The organism is Sphingobium sp. V4 (assembly GCF_029590555.1).
Lineage (GTDB): Bacteria > Pseudomonadota > Alphaproteobacteria > Sphingomonadales > Sphingomonadaceae > Sphingobium.
This window is the reverse complement of sequence record NZ_CP081002.1, coordinates 683,136-698,744: the sequence shown is the minus strand read 5'-3', so window position 1 is coordinate 698,744 and position 15,609 is coordinate 683,136. Positions and strand designations below refer to the sequence as shown.

Genomic DNA, 15,609 nt, shown 5'->3' with positions numbered 1-15,609 from the left:
TTGCCGTCATATGGCTCGGCAATTGGCTGCTTCTTCGTGGCGGCGATGATGGGATGGCTCTGGTTGACTCCCGTGCAGGCGGGCAGCGTAAGATAATGAACAATGGTGGTCATTAAGTGCTCTTGCCGGATAGACACCCCTGATGTTGACTTGCGCCGCTGGATCGGTGGGCCCTTCGTCGCGTGCATTCATACGCAACATCACCGGGGGGCCTGAGAAATAAGGAATGACGGCATGACGGAAGCACGAAAAAGGCGGTCCCGCGACCCCGAGGCGACACGGGAGGCGATATTGGAAGCGGCGCGCGCTCTGCTGGCGAAGGATGGTCCCGAAGGGATCAGCCTATCCGAAGTCGCCGTACTGGCCGGCGTCAACCGGGGGACTGCCTATCAGCATTTCGAAACACGCGACAAACTGATCCAGGCGACAGCCGACTGGGTGTCCGACCGCATGTTCCGCGCCGTTTTCGGCGATCCCGAAACGATCGGCGAACGGCGCGTGGAGCAGGTCGATATCGCCGACACGACCGATCGCCTGGCCATCTTCGCGATGGAAAATCCCGAACTCTGCCGCATCTGGTTGATGCAACTGCTGGCTTCGCCCGATCCGATGGCCGACCCTTTCTGGCGTGAATATGAAGGATCGTTGCAGCGTTTCGCCGACACCGATCTTGCGCAGGACGGCATCGACGTTGAGGTGCTATCCGTCATGATGCTGGCGGGAGCCTTCCTCTGGCCAGTCTGGGCGCAGTCGCACGCGCGCGCCGACGAAGAGCGCCGCGACCTCGCCCGGCGCGTCGCGCAGGAATCGCTGCGTCTGTGCATGTACGGCTCGATGCGGCCGGAGCGTTTTCCCGACATTGCCGATCGCCTCCGTGAAGGTCTGCCCCAATCTCCCTCATCCCATTCCCGGAAGGAATAGCCGATGTTTTCCGCCATCCTCATCGACAAGACCGACGACCAGCAGAGCGTCACGCTCAGCCAGGTTGACGAAGCGCAACTGCCCGAAGGCGATGTCACTATCGATGTCCTCTATTCGACGCTGAACTACAAGGATGGTCTGGCGATCACGGGCGCTTCACCGGTCGTTCGCAAATTTCCGATGGTGCCGGGCATCGACCTGGCCGGCACGGTCCGGACCTCGGAGCATCCCGACTGGAAGGCCGGCGATCGGGTGGTCCTCAATGGCTGGGGAGTAGGGGAGGGCCATTGGGGCGGCCTTGCCCAGGTCGCTCGGCTCAAGGGCGACTGGCTGGTGCCGCTGCCCGATGCCTTCACCCCGCGTCAGGCGATGGCGATCGGTACCGCGGGCTATACCGCAGCCCTGTGCGTCGAGGCGCTGGTCAGGTCCGGCGTCACGCCAGATCAGGGCGAAGTGCTGGTGACGGGCGCGACCGGCGGCGTCGGCAGCGTTGCCGTGGCCCTGCTCAAGAAGGCCGGCTTTACCGTGATCGGCTCGACCGGCAAGGCTGCGGAGGCAGATTATCTCACCCAACTGGGCGCAGATGACGTGATCGACCGCGCGACCATGTCGGAGAAGGGCAAACCGCTCCAGAAGGAACGCTGGGCCGGTGTCGTGGATTCCGTGGGGAGCTTCACGCTCGCCAATGCTTGCGCCCAGACGCGCTATGGCGGCGCGGTCGCGGCGTGCGGACTCGCTCAGGGCGCCGATTTCCCCGCCACCGTGATGCCCTTCATCCTGCGCGGCGTTCGCCTGCTGGGCGTCGACAGCGTCATGGCGCCGCGCGCGCCGCGCATGGCGGCGTGGGGAAGGCTTGCACGCGACCTTGATCCTGCCCTGCTCGATCTGATCGCTGAGGAAATCGGGCTGGAGCAGGCGATCGCCGCCGCGTCCGACCTGCTGGCGGGCAAGGTGCGCGGCCGCATCGTCGTCGATGTGAATCGCTGAAGCAGCGCAAGAGGGAGTGGATGAGATGAACGAGATGGTGACAATGGACCTCAGCGATGTCGACAAGCGCGTCGGTACGGAAATCGGCGGCGGTCAGATTCGCGAGCCGCTGACGTCGAGCGATCTGCGCCGCTGGGTGATGGCGATGGATTATCCCAATCCGGTCCACTGGGATCCCCGCTTCGCGGCGCAGAGCCAGTTCGGCGGTCTGGTGGCGCCCCAGTCGATCGCGGTGTGCATGGACTATGGCCATGGCTGCGCGCCCGCCTGCGTCGGCTATATCAAGGATTCGCACCTGATCTTCGGTGGCGAGGAATGGTGGTATTATGGCGCGCGCATCCGCCCGGGCGACCATCTGACCCAGAAGCGCCGCTTCCACGACTATAAGGTCACCGACACCAAATTCGCCGGTCCGACCATGTTTTCGCGCGGCGATACGTTGCATTACAAGCAGGACGGCTCGCTCGTTGCCAAGGCGCGCTCGACCGCCATCCGCTATCTCAAGGAGGAAGCCGAAAAGCGCGGCATGTATGACAGCATGTTGGGCGAATTGAAGCGCTGGTCCGACGCCGAGCTGGAGCAGGTCGATGCGGTGCGCCATAATTGGCTGATGGCCTATCGGGAGGGCGTATCGCCCCGCTGGGAGGATGTGTCGGTCGGCGACAAGCTGGTGCGCCGTGTGATCGGCCCGCATACCAAGGCGACCTTCGCCACCGAATATCGCGCCTTCATGTTCAACATCTGGGGCAGCATGGACTGGGTCGCGCCGGCTGGCGTCGACGATCCGTGGGTGAACCAGGATCCGGGCTGGGCGGATGGTTTCGGGTTTGACGAGGAAGGGGCGCTGATCGACCCGCGCAAGCGCGACGGCCTCTATCTCGGCCCGTCGCGCGGTCACGTCGACGATCAAAAGGCAGGCGAGGTCGGCATGAGCCGCGCCTATGGCTATGGCGCGACGATGCAGGCCTGGGCGACCGACTATATCGCCTATTGGGCTGGCAATGACGGCATGGTCCGCTGGATCAAGTCCGACTTCCGTGGCCCGGCGTTTGAAGGCGACGTTACCTATTTCGACGCCGAAGTGGTCGAAAAGCGTGACGTCACCGAGTGGGGCGCGCCGCTGGTCCGGGTGCAGCTTACCCTGTCCAACCAGGATGGCATGGTACTCGTCAAATCGGTTGCCGATGTCGAGTTGCCGTTGGTCTGAACGGGAATCGGGAGCGACAAGATGACTGATCGGCCGCTTTCGATCGTCGCCGGCCCGCCCCTGGGCGAAGAGCCGGGACTGGGCGAACTCACCCTGGGCGGCTGGCTCCGGCAGGTCACGGCGCGATCGGGGCCGGCCGAGGCGCTGGTCATGCATGAAGGCGATACCGTCACGCGGTGGACCTATGACGAACTGTGGGCGCGGGCCAATGTGGTGGCCCGCGCGCTCATTGCCGCCGGCGTGGGCAAGGGTACGCGCGTCGCCGTTCTGATGACCAATCGTCCGGAATTTCTCGCTGCGGTGTTCGGTACGGCGCTCGCCGGCGGTGTGGCGGCGACGCTCAGCACCTTTTCGACGACGGCCGAACTGGATCACCTGATCCAGGCCTCGGGCGCGCATGTCCTGCTCATCGAACGCTCCGTCCTGAAGAAGGATTTTGCGTCCATGATCGCCGAGCTGGAGCCGGCGGTTGCAACCAGCGCGCCGGGGGAACTGGGATCGACCCGCTTTCCATTCCTGCGTCACATCGCCTCAGTCGGAGGCGGAGGCGGTATGATCGAGCCGTGGGACGATTTCCTCGCGCGCGGGGCAACGGTCGATCAGGCTCTGGTCGACGCCGCCGCCGCGACCGTGACGCCCGCCGATCCGGGCGTACTCTTCTTCTCGTCCGGTTCGACCGCGAAGCCCAAGGGCATCCTGTCCATGCACCGGGGAGTCACGCTCCAGCTCTGGCGCTGGAAGCGCTTTCTCGCTGCGCGGGAGGACGCCCGCGCCTGGTCGGCCAATGGCTTCTTCTGGTCGGGCAATTTCGCCATGGCCATCGGCGGCGCCCTGTCCTCGGGCGGCAGCCTGATCCTGCAAGCCACGTTCCAGCCCGAAGAGGCGCTTCGCCTGATGGAACAGGAGCGCGCGACCATGGCCTTTGCCTGGCCGCACCAATGGGCGCAGCTGGAAGGGGCGGCGAACTGGCGCGATGTCGATCTGTCCTCGCTCCATTATGTCGGGGCGAACACGCCGCTGGGTCGCCATCCCACGGTCCGGACCGACTGGCAGGAACCAATGGCCGCCTATGGCAATACCGAAACCTTCACGATCAGCGCCATCTTCGACTCCGGCACTCCGGAGGCGGAGATTGCCGGCAGCCATGGCAAACCGCTGCCGGGCAATATCTTCAAGGTCCTCGATCCCCTGACCGGCGCCGTCATGCCGCTGGGCGAACGTGGCGAGATCGCGGTCAAGGGGCCGACGCTGATGCTCGGCTATGTCGGCGTGCCGCTGGATGAAAGCGTCGACGCGGAGGGTTTCTTCCGCACCGGCGACGGCGGATATCTGGATGCGGCGGGCAGGCTGTTCTGGGAAGGGCGCCTCAACGACATCATCAAGACCGGGGGCGCCAATGTTTCCCCGGTGGAGATCGACGCCGTCATCAAGGGTTGTCCCGGTGTCAAGATGACCCAGACGGTCGGCGTCCCGCATGAAACGCTGGGCGAACTGGTCGTCGCCTGCATCGTCCCGCATGACGGCGCCGCATTGGCGGAAGAGGATGTGCGCGGTTTCGCCAAAGGTCAGCTGGCCAGTTACAAGGTCCCACGTCGCGTTCTCTTTTTCAGCGAGGAGGATCTGGCGCTGACCGGCAGCGCGAAGATCAAGACCGCCGATCTCAAGGCGCTGGTGGCGAAGCGGCTCGAAGCCGAGCCGGCATGAACGGCCTTGCGGATCAGGCGCTGACCATCGCCAATCTCAAGGCGCGCTATTGTGCGGCCGCCGATCTGGCCGCGCAGGATCCGGATGAGGCCCGTACCCTGTTCGCCAAGATCTTCACCACCGATTTCGTGGGCGACTATGGCATGGGCCTGCTCGAGGGTGCCGATGCGATCACCGGCTTTCTCTGTACCGCCATTGCCGGCAACAGCCTGTGGGTGCTGCACATGCTCCATTCGCCCCGGATCGAGGTGGATGGGGACGAGCTGAGGGGTGACTGGACGGTAATGGTCAAGCTTAAACGTCGCGAGAGCGGTGTCATCGACACGGTGATGGGGCGCTATGCCGACCGCTTTCGCCTGACGCCGCAGGGATGGCGGATCGCGCAAGTGCGGTTCGACCGCATGGAATGAGGAGGGACGCAATGGCGCATCGGTTCGCGGGCAGGACAGTGCTGGTCACGGGATCGGCGGGCGGCCTGGGCCGCGCCCATGCCCTGGCCTTCGCAGGCGAAGGCGCCCACCTCATCCTGGCCGACATCAACGAGGATGGGCTGGCGGAAAGCCGCACCCTGATCGAACAGACGGGGGGCAGCGCCGAAATGCACCGCATCGACATGGCGGTGGAGGCCGACATTCATGCCTGCGCCGACGCGGTTCTGGCCGGGCATCACCGGCTGGACGTGCTGATCAACAATGCCGGACTTCACTCCGGCGAGATCGCGCGTGGCTTCTTCGGTCTGGGGCAGGCGAAATGGCAGCACTATTTCGCCATCAACACGATCGGGCCGATGCTGCTGGCGGAAGCGCTCCGCCCGGCGCTGGCAAGGGCCAAGGGCGTCATCATCAATAAGTCGTCGATGGCGAGCTACAATCCCGCGACTGCCTATGGCGTCACGAAGGCGGCGCTCAACATCTTCACCCATGCCATGGCGCAGCAGTTCGGCGCCGACGAGATACGCTGCGTCGGCATCGCGCCGGGCCTGATGGCGACCGAGGCCGCGCAGCAGGGTGTCGACGCCGCCAATTGGGAAAGGTTGAAGGCAATGCAGTCGGTCCGTCGCCAGGGAACGGCGGAAGACATCGCCCAGCTCGCCCTGTTCCTGGCTTCGGACGAAGGCAGTTTCATCAACAACCAGGTCATCCTGTGCGACGGCAACAACCAGATGCGCGGCTTCCGCTTCTGACATTACGCGGTGCTTGCCGGCGAAGGCAGGGTTCGCCTTGGCGATCATTGCCGCTTCGCCGCGCAAGCCGCTGGCACGGCACGGCCGTCCGTGCTGCATTGCTGAGCGCAGCGCTGACGGGATTGCGGACATGAGCCTTTATACGACCATCCATCTCCATAATGTCCCGTCCGGGCGCGAGGGCGCATATGCCCGCTGGTTCGACGGCAAGCATCAGGATGATCTGGCCCGGCTGCGCGGCTTGCGTTCGGCAGACCGCTATGCCGTGACGCCCGAACAGATCATGCCGGACATTCCCCAGCCCTGGGCCTTCCTCAGTGTCTATGAATTCGACTACCCGGCGCCCGAGATCGATCTGCCCGCGCTGGGCCCGCTGCTGGCCGAAGCGCGCGACGCCGGTCTGATCGACGACAGCGGCGATACGGAACGCATCCATAGCTACGCCATGTATGGGGACTGGGCCTTCAGCCCCAACCATCGCGCCGATCAGCCCTTTTCCGGAGTCAGCATCATCCTGGCCAATTTCGTCGCCGGGCGGGAGGCGGAATATCATCACTGGTATGACACGGTGCACGCACCCGAAGTTACCCGCGTGCCGGGCAAGGTGGCGATGAAGCGCGGCCGGCTGTCGTCGGTGCAGATCCAACCGCGCCACTACTGCCCCGGCAGCGACCTCGTCTTCTGCGCCCAGCAGACCGACGACCTGTTGTTCACGGTCAAGGATTTCAGCGCGCGCGCGCGCGGCGTCAGTCCCAGCGGCGTTGCCTTCGCGCCGCGCTCGGCCGCCGGCTCTTTCGCGCGCACCGTCCATTATTTCAGCAAGGTCAGCGGCGCCCGCTTCTGGCCCGGCGGCATCGCCTATGATGGCGATCTGTCGGTCTATCCGGCGGACTTCGCCCGGCCTGCCGGTTAAGGCAGCCAACTATCGCGCGCACGATGGCCTGATCCCTTGCCGGACGCCGGCCAGTGGGGGCAGGTAGGGGGAAAGAGCGGGAAGAGGATGGAAGGCTTTATGGGCAAGACGATCGTCATTACGGGCGCAGGCGACGGCCTCGGCCGGGCGCTGGCGCGCCGCTTCGCCGCGGACGGCGATACGGTGGTCCTGCTGGGCCGCACCGCTGCCAAGGTGGAGGCCGTGGCGGCGGAGCTGGGCGCGCCGCATGTGGCGCTGGTCTGCGACGTCGCCGATCCTGCGTCCATCCGCGCGGCTTTCGCCAGGCTTGCGGAACTGCATCCTAGGATCGACGTCCTCATCAACAACGCGGCCATCTACGAACCCTTCACGCTGGCCGATGTCCGTGACGATCAGGTCGTCGCATCGCTGATGACCAACGTCGCTGGCCCCATCCTCTGCGCGCGCGAGGCGCTGCCGCTGTTGCGGGGTGGCGGTCATATCATCAACGTCAGCAGCGAATCCGTGGCCATCAAGATGGCGATGCTGTGGCTCTACGCCGGGGGCAAGGCTGCGCTGGAACTGATGTCGGACCTGTGGGCGCGCGAACTCGCCGCCGACGGCGTCCGCGTGACGGTGGTGCAGGCCGGCCAGATGATGGACGAGACCAAGACCGGCACGAACTGGCCGATGGAGGTCGCCGTCCGCTTCATGCAGGACAATGCTAAGATCGGCCTCAACCCGCGCGACCGTCCCATCAGCCATTATCATTCTGTCACCGACGCCTTTCGGGCCGTCATCGACATGCCGGCCGACCTGCATATCCGCCATGTCGCATTGACCGCCGACCGTCGCGGCTGACCATCCCCATTCATAGGAAGACCAAGACCATGGCCATTCTCCCCGACGCCAAACTCTATATCGACGGCGTGTTGCGCGAAGCCGAGGAAGGCCGCACGTTCGACGTGATCGGACCCTGGACCGGGGATGTGGTCGGGCGGGCGGCCGATGCGTCGGCGGCCGATGTCGAGGCGGCGATCGCGGCCGCGCGCCGGGCGTTCGACACCACCGACTGGTCGACCAATGTCGAACTGCGCGTGGCCCTCGTCACGAAATTGCGAGCGCTTTTCGAAGCGAACAAGGATCGCCTGTCCGACCTTGCCCGCCATGAAGCCGGCGCGGCCATCGGGGCGGTCGGCCGCGCCCATGTCGACATGGCGCTCGACGGCTGGGACGATTATCTGCGCCTCTTTCCCCAAATCGTCTGGGAAAAGGATTATGGACCGCGCACCGGCTACGGCTTCGAGACGCAGCGCCGCGCCTATTATGAACCGGTGGGGGTCGTCGGGGCGATCACGCCCTGGAACGTGCCGCTCTATGTCAATGTGGGGAAGGTCGTTGCGGCTCTGCTGGCAGGTTGCACCGTCATTCTGAAGCCTGCGCCCAACACGCCGGGCATGGGCGCGATCTTCGGCGAACTGGCGGCGGAAGCGGGCCTCCCCGCCGGCGTGCTCAACGTCGTCTTCGGCGCGGACCCGGCACTGGCCGGCGAAATGCTGGTCACGGACCCGCGCGTGGACCTCATTTCCTTCACCGGGTCTACTGGCGTTGGCAAGCGCATCATGGAACAGGGCGCTGCCACCCTGAAGCGCGTCTTCCTCGAACTGGGCGGCAAGTCGGCGAAGATCATCCTCGACGATGCACCCAATTTCGCCATGGACGTCGCCCAGTCGATGCTCGTCTTCCACGCAGGTCAGGGCTGTGCCGTCCATTCGCGCCTGCTGGTGCCGCGCAGCCGCCATGAGGAGGCCAAGGCCGTCCTTAAACATGCCTACGGCAGTTTCGGCGATAATTGGGGCGAGTTCGACAATCCGCAGCATATCATGGGTCCGGTCGTGTCGAAGCGGCAGATGGATCGCGTCCTGTCCTATGTCGAACTGGGACAACAGGAGGGGGCGACGCTGCTGGCCGGAGGCAAGGCGCGCCCGGACAAGGGCGGCGGCTATTTTGTCGAGCCGACCTGCTTCGCTGACGTCACCAATGACATGCGTATCGCGCAGGAAGAGATTTTCGGACCGGTCCTTGTCGTCATCCCCTATGACGATGACGAGGACGCCATCCGTATCGCCAATGAAAGCAGCTACGGGCTGTCGGGCGGGGTGGCGTCGGGCGACCTTGACCGTGCGATCGGTGTCGCCCGGCGGATACGGACGGGGTCGGTGAGCGTTAATGGCGGCATGTGCATCGCCGGAGACTTGCCTTTTGGCGGCTGCAAGGCCAGTGGCATGGGTCGCGAATGGGGCCTTGAGGGCATCGAGGAGTTTCTCGATACCAAGCTCGTGGCCTGGCGCGCATGACGGGATAGCGGGGTCGGATTTTGAGCGCGAACGTGGACAAGACGGTGGGCGACCAGGCTGTCAGGCCATCAACCATTCGCGCGCGCGCGGCAGCGCCCTCCACCACGCTCAGCCACAATCTCAACGGCCAGCGCCTGGGTCGCAAGGGGCGGGACACGCGTGAGCGTATCCTCGCCGCCACCAATGAATTGTTGGCGGGGCCGCCGGATGTCGAGGTTTCGTTGAGCGCCGTGGCGCGCCAGGCATCGTTGGGGATGACCTCGCTCTACAATTATTTCAACGATCTCACCGAACTGCTGATGGCGGTACTGGAACCGGTGATGGCGACGGCGGAGGATGAGTATATTTCCTTGCTGCGCGATCGCTGGGATGACGCAGTCCTGGGAGAAAGGGCGCTGGCCTTTGTCACCGCTTATCACGGCTTCTGGATCAAGCATTCGCGGCTTCTCCACCTGCGTAACCAGATGGCCGACGCGCAGAATGAGCGCATGGTGTTGCATCGCGTCCATGCGGCGCAGCCAGTCATGCGCTTGTTGGTCGAGCAGATGGACGGCGATCTGGGCCAGCAGCAATCCCCACCATTCAGTATGGCCACGGCATTGATGACGGGGCTGGAACGCGTCGTCACCGTGACGACGGACACCGCGTTGCAGCATATACTGCATACACCCAATCCGCTGGGACGAACGCATCTGTTGCGCGCGGAGGCGCGGCTGCTCGAACTGGGTATTCGCGACTATCGCGCCCTTGCGGTAGAGGGACGCGTTTGACCGATCAGTCCTTCTGCCCGCCAACGCCCTTCAGGTAGCGCTCCATGCCCTCCAGATAGGCAGGGTTCAGCATCAGGGCGCTGTTCGCCATCCGCTCGACATGGCGGCCCATGGAGGGGCCGACCTCGTTAGCAAGTTCGATGGCGATCTTGGCCGCGCCCATCTGTTCCGGATTTTGCCGGGTTAGGTGCCGGCAGAAGGCGAGCGCGGCCTCGTCAAATCCCGCGTCCGGCAGCACGTCATGGACCAGGCCCATGATCAATGCCCGATCGGCATCGGCCTTCTGATTGCCCATGATCAACCAGCGTGCCCAATGCGGACCGCAGATGCGCGTCAGGCGGCTGACCCCATTGGAGGCCGGCAGCACCCCGAAAAGCCCCTCGGGGAAGGAGAAAGCCGCGCTCCTGGCCGCCAGGCGGAAATCGCACGACAGAGCCATTTCCAGCCCGCCACCGACGCAGGTCGCGTGAATGGCGCAGACGATGGGCTTTTCGACATGCTCCATCTCGTCATAGATGCGCTGCATCCCGTTCAGATTCAGCCGATGATTTTCGCGGATGCCGCTCGGCGTGCGCGGATAGGCCGGAGCATCGCCGCTCTTGAGGTCCGCGCCGGCCGAAAAATAGCGACCAGTCGCGCGGATCAGCATCACCCGCAATGCCGCGGTATCGCGAAAGCGGAGCAGGGCGGCTTCGAACAGCGCCATGGTCTCGGCGGATAGGGCGTTGAGCTTGTCCGGCCGATTGAGCGTGACGATCAGGATGCCGTCCTGTTCCTGCGTCAGCAGATGCGGCTTATCACTCATGGCGTCATCCTCAGGCACGGGTGCGCGGCAGGCCCAATGCCCGCTCGGCGATCATGCTGCGATGGACCTCGCTTGTCCCGCCATAAATGGTCGATCCCTGGGCGTGGCGGTAATATTGGTTGATCTCGGCGGCCGCGCCCTTGCGCTTCGACAGGGATAGCGGCGCCGTCAGATCCAGCAGGTCGCGCGCGTCGCTCTGGAATTTTTCGGAACTGAACATCTTGGCCATCGGGCCATAGGCATGGTTGGGCTTCTTTTCCGCTATCGCCCATTGTGCCCGGTAGGTGATGAGTTCCGATGCCCACAGATTGGCAGCGGTCCGCGCCAGGCGAACCTGCGCGCCGCCATTCTCGATCAGCGTCCGGCCATCGCACCGAATCTCTCGGCACAGGCTTTCGGCTGCCTGCAACATCGCGCGCTGATATTTGGCGAAGCCCCCGCCATGCTCCAGCTCCAGACTGGCGCTCATGGTGCGGACGCCGCCGTCGATCTCGCCCAGCCGCCAGCTGTCGGGTATGGAGACGCCGTCATAGAAGGTGATGTTGGTCCGCTCGTCCTGGAAGGTATGGACCGGCTGGATCGTCACTCCGTCGGCCTTCAGCGGTACGATGAACATGGTCAGCCCCTTGTGCTTGGCCACGTCCGGGTTGGTCCGGCACAGCATCAGCACATAGGTGGCCAGGTTGGCGCCGCTGGTGAACATCTTGGTGCCGTCGATCCGCCAGCTGCCGTCGGCCTGCTGCGTGGCGCGACATTGGGCGGCGAACACGTCGGAACCGGAACCGGGTTCGGAATAGCCGAGTGAGCAGATCACCTCCCCGCGCATGATCTCCGGCAGCACCGCCGCCTTGAGTTCTTCCGTGCCGAAGCGGTGGATGATGAGTGCCACCATCTGCGTCACATTGGCGGCGGGGTTATTGTAGCCCTGCGTTTCGAACGCATCCATCGCCGCGGTCTTTTCGTAGGCCGACAAGCCTCTGCCGCCGACATCGGCCGGCAGGCCCAGATAGAGGAGATTCTGCGCGGCGAGCTTGCGGTTCAGTTCGGGATTGTAGCCCTCCCAGCTGTAATGGAAGGTCTCGCGCATCTCCGGCGTCACGTTCGCGGCAAAGAAATCGTTGATTTCCTGCGTGATGGCTCGCGCGTCCTCGCCTAGGTCGAAGTCGATCGGCATGGCACCTGCATCAGGCAGGGCGGGCCTTTCGGCGCCATAGAAGCGCCGGCCCGCTTCCTCGATCAGCCGCTGCGGGTCGCCCAGCAGCAGCGGCCAGGCCTTGGCGCGCAGGTTGAACAGGAAGATGTCATATTCGGTGGTGAGGCCGTAGCCGCCAAATGTGTGCAGCGCCTGCGCCACCGCCCGTGCGGCGGCGTCGGCATTCCACCAGGCGGCGATCGATATCGCCGCGCCCGCCTGTGGTGCGGCGTCGACCAGATCCCGTATCGCTTTCCAGACCAGGAACTTGCCGCCATCGACATCGCACAGCAGGTCCGCCAGCGGATGGGAAATGGCCTGAAACTGGCCGATATACTGGTCGAACTGCTTGCGTTCGCAGGCATAGGCGGCGGCGAGCTTGAGCGCTTGTCGCCCGATCCCCGCCAGCCCGGCGGCAATCAACAGCTTCCATTCCTCCACGCACTGCGCGAGGGTTGACAGTGCGGCCTCCCCAGTCGCCAATATGGCATGGGGTAGGGCGCCAAGATCGATTTCGGCCATGGGTGTCGATGCCAAGTTGTCCTCGGAGCGCCGTGCGGCTTCAGGCACATCGACCAGGATCACATCCCCGCCGCGCCGCGCGATCACGGACTGCGCCACCTGTCCGCCGCCGATCCATTGCACCGGCTGGTCGGCCACGTCATGAAAGGCGAGGCTGACAATGGCCCTGCCGGTCATGACCTGCCCCAGCAACTCGGCGGTGTCGCCGCCCAGCTGCGCCAGCAGCCGGGCGGCGATCAATGCCTCCGCCAACGGCCCCGACACGAGGGTCCGGCCCGCTTCCTCCATCAGCAGCGTGGCGTCGAACAGGCCCAGGCCCAGTCCGCCGGCTTCCTCCGGCACCCGGATCGACAGGGCGCCCAGATCGGCGAGCCCCTGCCACAAGGCCGGATCAAAGCCCGAAGGCGCCGCCTCGCGCACCCGGATCATGCTGCTCTGTTCGTCGAGGAAGCGCGCGAACATGTCGCGCATCATTTCCTGGTCGTCGGTCAGGTCGAAATTCATGTTGGCAGGCTCCGGCTTATTGCGCGGGTGCGGCGCGCCGCATCATGATGCTGAGGTCGACCTGCCCGGTCGCCACGCCGCCCATGAAGCCGCCGTCGACCGGGAAAACCACGCCGTTGACGATGCTGGCCAGGTCGCTGTTGATGAGGACCAGGCCCGCAGCCTGCTCCTCCGGCGTCGAATAGCGTCCCATCGGCTCGGCCGCAGCGGCGACGACATCCTTGCCAGAGGTCGCCTCGAACGCGGCCATCATCGGCGTCTGGGTGGGAGAGGGCAGGGTGCAGTTGATGCGGATGCCCTGCTTGATGAGGTGGGCGCCCATATATTGGGTCCAGACGATCACATTCTCCTTGGAGAAGCTGTAGCCTTCCTTGACGATGTCCATATTTGCCTCGCACCAGGCGATGGCGGCATCGAAGCCCTTGGTGGTGACGAATTCCATGTTGGTGGGGATGCGGCGGCTCCAGCCAAGCCCGCCGGTTGAAGCGATGCTGGCGATCGCACCGCCAGGGCCCATCAACGGCAACACCTGTTCGGTCAGATGCCGCAGGCCGATGAAGTTCACCTTCATGACATCCATCGGCGGGAAGGATTGCGGCAGGCCCGCGCAATTGAAGAGCGCGTCCACCTTTCCACCGATGCCGGCAACGGCGCGCTCGATCGAGCCTGCGTCGCGCAGGTCGACATTGTGGAAGGATGCGAGCGGCAGGCTGCTGTCCTTGAAATCCAGGCCATGCACCTCAGCGCCCAGGTCGAGCAGCAACCTGGCCGTCGCCTCTCCCATGCCGGAGAAGCACCCGCTTACGATCACCCGCTTGCCCCTGTAGCCCAATAAGTCGCTCATCATGCTCTCCGATAAGATGGTCAGGCCTTGGCCGCCGGGGGCCAGCTGATGCTGTCGTCATCCTCGATCACGAAGATGATCCGCTCGGGACAGGCGCGCGCGCCGTTTTTCGCGATCTTTTCCATGCCCTCGGGAACCTCGAAACCGTCGGTCGCGATGTAGCCGTCCTCGTCGAGCGGATAGAGGGTGTCTGACACGGCGGCACAGCGGGCATTGCCCACGCACGCCGCTCTTTCGATGCGGATTTTCATGACGCCTCTCCAGCGATGCTTGTCTTCCTTAGAAAGGAGATTGGGACGGCGATCAACTCGTCCTAACGCTCAATCGCCGCCACGATACGCGCGGGATCGGGTGATTGTGGCGATCGTCCCTGCGGTATTGCGACGAGGCTGTGCCAACCCATTTGCCTTTGTCCGCCATGCGGGCGACACCGGCCAAAACAGGAAGCAGGATAGCCGGAGACATCATGGTTCACGCAGCCCTCAGCCCGATAGCAGCCAAGCCGGCCCATGTGCCCGATGCGCTGGTCTATGACTTTGACGTCCATGCCGATCCGGGCCTGCTGGCCGATCCGCACCAGCGGATATTGGATCTGCTGCGCACCGCGCCGCCCGTCTTCTGGACGCCGCGCAACGGCGGCGGCTGGCTGGCGATCAGCCATGCCGCCAATTATGAAGCCTCGCGCGATACGGAAACCTTCTCCAGTGAATTCGTGCCGGCTGCGCAGATGAAGGCGATGCTGGCGGCGCTGCCGCCCGGCGCGCCCCACATCCCCCAGCCGGTCCCGATCACGCTCGATCCGCCGGAGCACACCAAATATCGCCAGCCGCTGCAAAAGGTCTTCTCGCCCAAGACGATCGCGAACCTGAAGGCCAGCATCAGCGCGCTCGCGGCCGAACTGATCGAGACGATCAAGCCGGCGGGGCGCTGCGAATTCATGTCCGCCGTGGCCGAGCCGCTGCCGGTCCAGGTGTTCCTCAAGATGCTGGGCCTGCCGCTCGACCGGCTGCCCGAATATCGCGCCATCGTGAAGGAGCATATGGAGGCGATCGACACCGATCGCGAAGGGTCGATGCGTCGCCTGCAAAAGATTGCCGCAGCGATGCGCGATGTGATGCTCGACCGCCGCGACAATCCGCGCGACGACATTCTCTCGATGCTATGGAAGCTCGAGATTGACGGCCAGCCCACCACACTGGCCGACATGGAGAATTATGGCGTGCTATTGTTCATCGCCGGTCTCGATACGGTCATGAACGGCATGGGCCTTGCCATGCGCGGTCTGGCCCTCGACCTCGACCTGCAACGCAAGCTGCGCGCCGAACCCAAGCTGATCGCCGAGGCGGCGGAGGAAATGCTGCGCCGCTATACTTTCACGGTGCCGATGCGGATCGTGAAGAAGGAGGCCGAACTGGCGGGCGCGAAGCTGATGCCGGGCGACTTCGTCAAGCTGTTCCTGCCGGCCGCGGATCTCGACGCGAAGGAATTTCCGCAGCCGGAGGTCTATGACCTCGATCGCGAGAATAATGTCCATATCGCCTTCGGGGTCGGCCCGCATCGCTGCCTGGGCTCGCACCTCGCCCGCGTCGAACTGCAAGTCCTCTACGAGGAAATGCTCGCCCGCCTGCCCGAATTCCGGCTCGATCCCGACCATCCGCCGGTGTTCCATGGCGGTCATGTGATCGGCCTGGAAAGCCTGCACCTGGTCTGGGCCGACTGAC

15 protein-coding genes are annotated in these 15,609 nt (G+C 64.6%); 11 read left to right on the top strand and 4 right to left on the bottom strand.

Annotated elements, in window-relative coordinates; all coding sequences use genetic code 11:
- The first annotated feature begins 234 nt into the window (after positions 1-234).
- From K3M67_RS18880 to K3M67_RS18835, 10 genes are all read left to right on the top strand, one after another.
- A complete protein-coding gene (locus K3M67_RS18880) occupies positions 235-921 on the top strand; it encodes a TetR/AcrR family transcriptional regulator (protein ID WP_285833005.1) in 687 nt (228 codons plus the stop codon).
- Positions 922-924: 3 nt separating this feature from the next.
- Positions 925-1,908, top strand: coding sequence for an acrylyl-CoA reductase (NADPH) (gene acuI, locus K3M67_RS18875; protein WP_066855036.1), 984 nt, complete (start codon positions 925-927; stop codon positions 1,906-1,908).
- A 25-nt stretch (positions 1,909-1,933) separates the two neighbouring features.
- Positions 1,934-3,115, top strand: coding sequence for an FAS1-like dehydratase domain-containing protein (locus K3M67_RS18870; protein ID WP_285833004.1), 1,182 nt, complete (start codon positions 1,934-1,936; stop codon positions 3,113-3,115).
- A 21-nt stretch (positions 3,116-3,136) separates the two neighbouring features.
- Positions 3,137-4,819 carry a class I adenylate-forming enzyme family protein gene (locus K3M67_RS18865; RefSeq protein WP_066855030.1) on the top strand — a complete coding sequence of 561 codons (1,683 nt, stop codon included), beginning with the start codon at positions 3,137-3,139 and terminating at the stop codon, positions 4,817-4,819.
- On the top strand, positions 4,816-5,229 hold the full coding sequence (locus K3M67_RS18860; RefSeq protein ID WP_066855027.1) for a nuclear transport factor 2 family protein: 414 nt from the start codon (positions 4,816-4,818) through the stop codon (positions 5,227-5,229). The genes K3M67_RS18865 and K3M67_RS18860 overlap by 4 nt, the downstream gene beginning before the upstream one ends.
- Before the next feature lie 11 nt (positions 5,230-5,240).
- On the top strand, positions 5,241-6,002 hold the full coding sequence (locus tag K3M67_RS18855) for an SDR family NAD(P)-dependent oxidoreductase (RefSeq protein WP_066855023.1): 762 nt from the start codon (positions 5,241-5,243) through the stop codon (positions 6,000-6,002).
- Between the two features lie 130 nt (positions 6,003-6,132).
- Positions 6,133-6,915 (top strand): hypothetical protein, encoded by a 783-nt coding sequence (locus K3M67_RS18850; RefSeq protein ID WP_066855020.1) that lies wholly within the window; start codon positions 6,133-6,135, stop codon positions 6,913-6,915.
- Between the two features lie 87 nt (positions 6,916-7,002).
- Positions 7,003-7,755 (top strand): SDR family oxidoreductase, encoded by a 753-nt coding sequence (locus K3M67_RS18845; protein WP_285833003.1) that lies wholly within the window; start codon positions 7,003-7,005, stop codon positions 7,753-7,755.
- 29 nt (positions 7,756-7,784) lie between these two features.
- Positions 7,785-9,251: an aldehyde dehydrogenase family protein gene (locus K3M67_RS18840; RefSeq protein ID WP_285833002.1), complete on the top strand. Its 1,467-nt coding sequence runs from the start codon at positions 7,785-7,787 to the stop codon at positions 9,249-9,251.
- A 20-nt stretch (positions 9,252-9,271) separates the two neighbouring features.
- Positions 9,272-10,021, top strand: coding sequence for a TetR/AcrR family transcriptional regulator (locus K3M67_RS18835; RefSeq protein ID WP_066855015.1), 750 nt, complete (start codon positions 9,272-9,274; stop codon positions 10,019-10,021).
- Positions 10,022-10,025: 4 nt separating this feature from the next.
- Here the strand turns inward: K3M67_RS18835 and K3M67_RS18830 are convergent, their stop codons facing one another.
- The 4 genes from K3M67_RS18830 to K3M67_RS18815 are packed head-to-tail and all read right to left on the bottom strand — an operon-like array spanning position 10,026 to position 14,139.
- Positions 10,026-10,826, bottom strand: coding sequence for an enoyl-CoA hydratase/isomerase family protein (locus tag K3M67_RS18830; protein WP_285833001.1), 801 nt, complete (start codon positions 10,824-10,826; stop codon positions 10,026-10,028).
- A 10-nt stretch (positions 10,827-10,836) separates the two neighbouring features.
- Entirely contained in the window at positions 10,837-13,044 is a 2,208-nt protein-coding gene (locus tag K3M67_RS18825) for an acyl-CoA dehydrogenase family protein (RefSeq protein ID WP_285833000.1), read from the bottom strand.
- Between the two features lie 16 nt (positions 13,045-13,060).
- Positions 13,061-13,888, bottom strand: a complete 828-nt coding sequence (locus K3M67_RS18820; RefSeq protein ID WP_066855005.1) for a coniferyl-alcohol dehydrogenase — start codon at positions 13,886-13,888, stop codon at positions 13,061-13,063.
- 20 nt (positions 13,889-13,908) lie between these two features.
- Positions 13,909-14,139: a ferredoxin gene (locus tag K3M67_RS18815; protein WP_066855002.1), complete on the bottom strand. Its 231-nt coding sequence runs from the start codon at positions 14,137-14,139 to the stop codon at positions 13,909-13,911.
- A gap of 215 nt (positions 14,140-14,354) precedes the next feature.
- On the opposite strand from K3M67_RS18815, the gene K3M67_RS18810 reads away from it, so the two are divergent.
- Entirely contained in the window at positions 14,355-15,608 is a 1,254-nt protein-coding gene (locus K3M67_RS18810) for a cytochrome P450 (RefSeq protein ID WP_285832999.1), read from the top strand.
- Position 15,609 lies beyond the last annotated feature (1 nt).

What these genes read in the sequence shown, in the direction of transcription:
- K3M67_RS18850 (WP_066855020.1), top strand. Translation starts at nt 6,133, where the DNA reads ATGAGCCTTTATACGACCATCCATCTCCATAATGTCCCGTCCGGGCGC.
- K3M67_RS18860 (WP_066855027.1), top strand. Translation starts at nt 4,816, where the DNA reads ATGAACGGCCTTGCGGATCAGGCGCTGACCATCGCCAATCTCAAGGCG.
- K3M67_RS18820 (WP_066855005.1), bottom strand. Translation starts at nt 13,888, where the DNA reads ATGAGCGACTTATTGGGCTACAGGGGCAAGCGGGTGATCGTAAGCGGG.
- K3M67_RS18840 (WP_285833002.1), top strand. Translation starts at nt 7,785, where the DNA reads ATGGCCATTCTCCCCGACGCCAAACTCTATATCGACGGCGTGTTGCGC.
- K3M67_RS18815 (WP_066855002.1), bottom strand. Translation starts at nt 14,139, where the DNA reads ATGAAAATCCGCATCGAAAGAGCGGCGTGCGTGGGCAATGCCCGCTGT.
- K3M67_RS18825 (WP_285833000.1), bottom strand. Translation starts at nt 13,044, where the DNA reads ATGAATTTCGACCTGACCGACGACCAGGAAATGATGCGCGACATGTTC.
- K3M67_RS18830 (WP_285833001.1), bottom strand. Translation starts at nt 10,826, where the DNA reads ATGAGTGATAAGCCGCATCTGCTGACGCAGGAACAGGACGGCATCCTG.
- K3M67_RS18870 (WP_285833004.1), top strand. Translation starts at nt 1,934, where the DNA reads ATGAACGAGATGGTGACAATGGACCTCAGCGATGTCGACAAGCGCGTC.
- K3M67_RS18880 (WP_285833005.1), top strand. Translation starts at nt 235, where the DNA reads ATGACGGAAGCACGAAAAAGGCGGTCCCGCGACCCCGAGGCGACACGG.
- acuI (WP_066855036.1), top strand. Translation starts at nt 925, where the DNA reads ATGTTTTCCGCCATCCTCATCGACAAGACCGACGACCAGCAGAGCGTC.
- K3M67_RS18865 (WP_066855030.1), top strand. Translation starts at nt 3,137, where the DNA reads ATGACTGATCGGCCGCTTTCGATCGTCGCCGGCCCGCCCCTGGGCGAA.
- K3M67_RS18855 (WP_066855023.1), top strand. Translation starts at nt 5,241, where the DNA reads ATGGCGCATCGGTTCGCGGGCAGGACAGTGCTGGTCACGGGATCGGCG.
- K3M67_RS18845 (WP_285833003.1), top strand. Translation starts at nt 7,003, where the DNA reads ATGGAAGGCTTTATGGGCAAGACGATCGTCATTACGGGCGCAGGCGAC.
- K3M67_RS18810 (WP_285832999.1), top strand. Translation starts at nt 14,355, where the DNA reads ATGGTTCACGCAGCCCTCAGCCCGATAGCAGCCAAGCCGGCCCATGTG.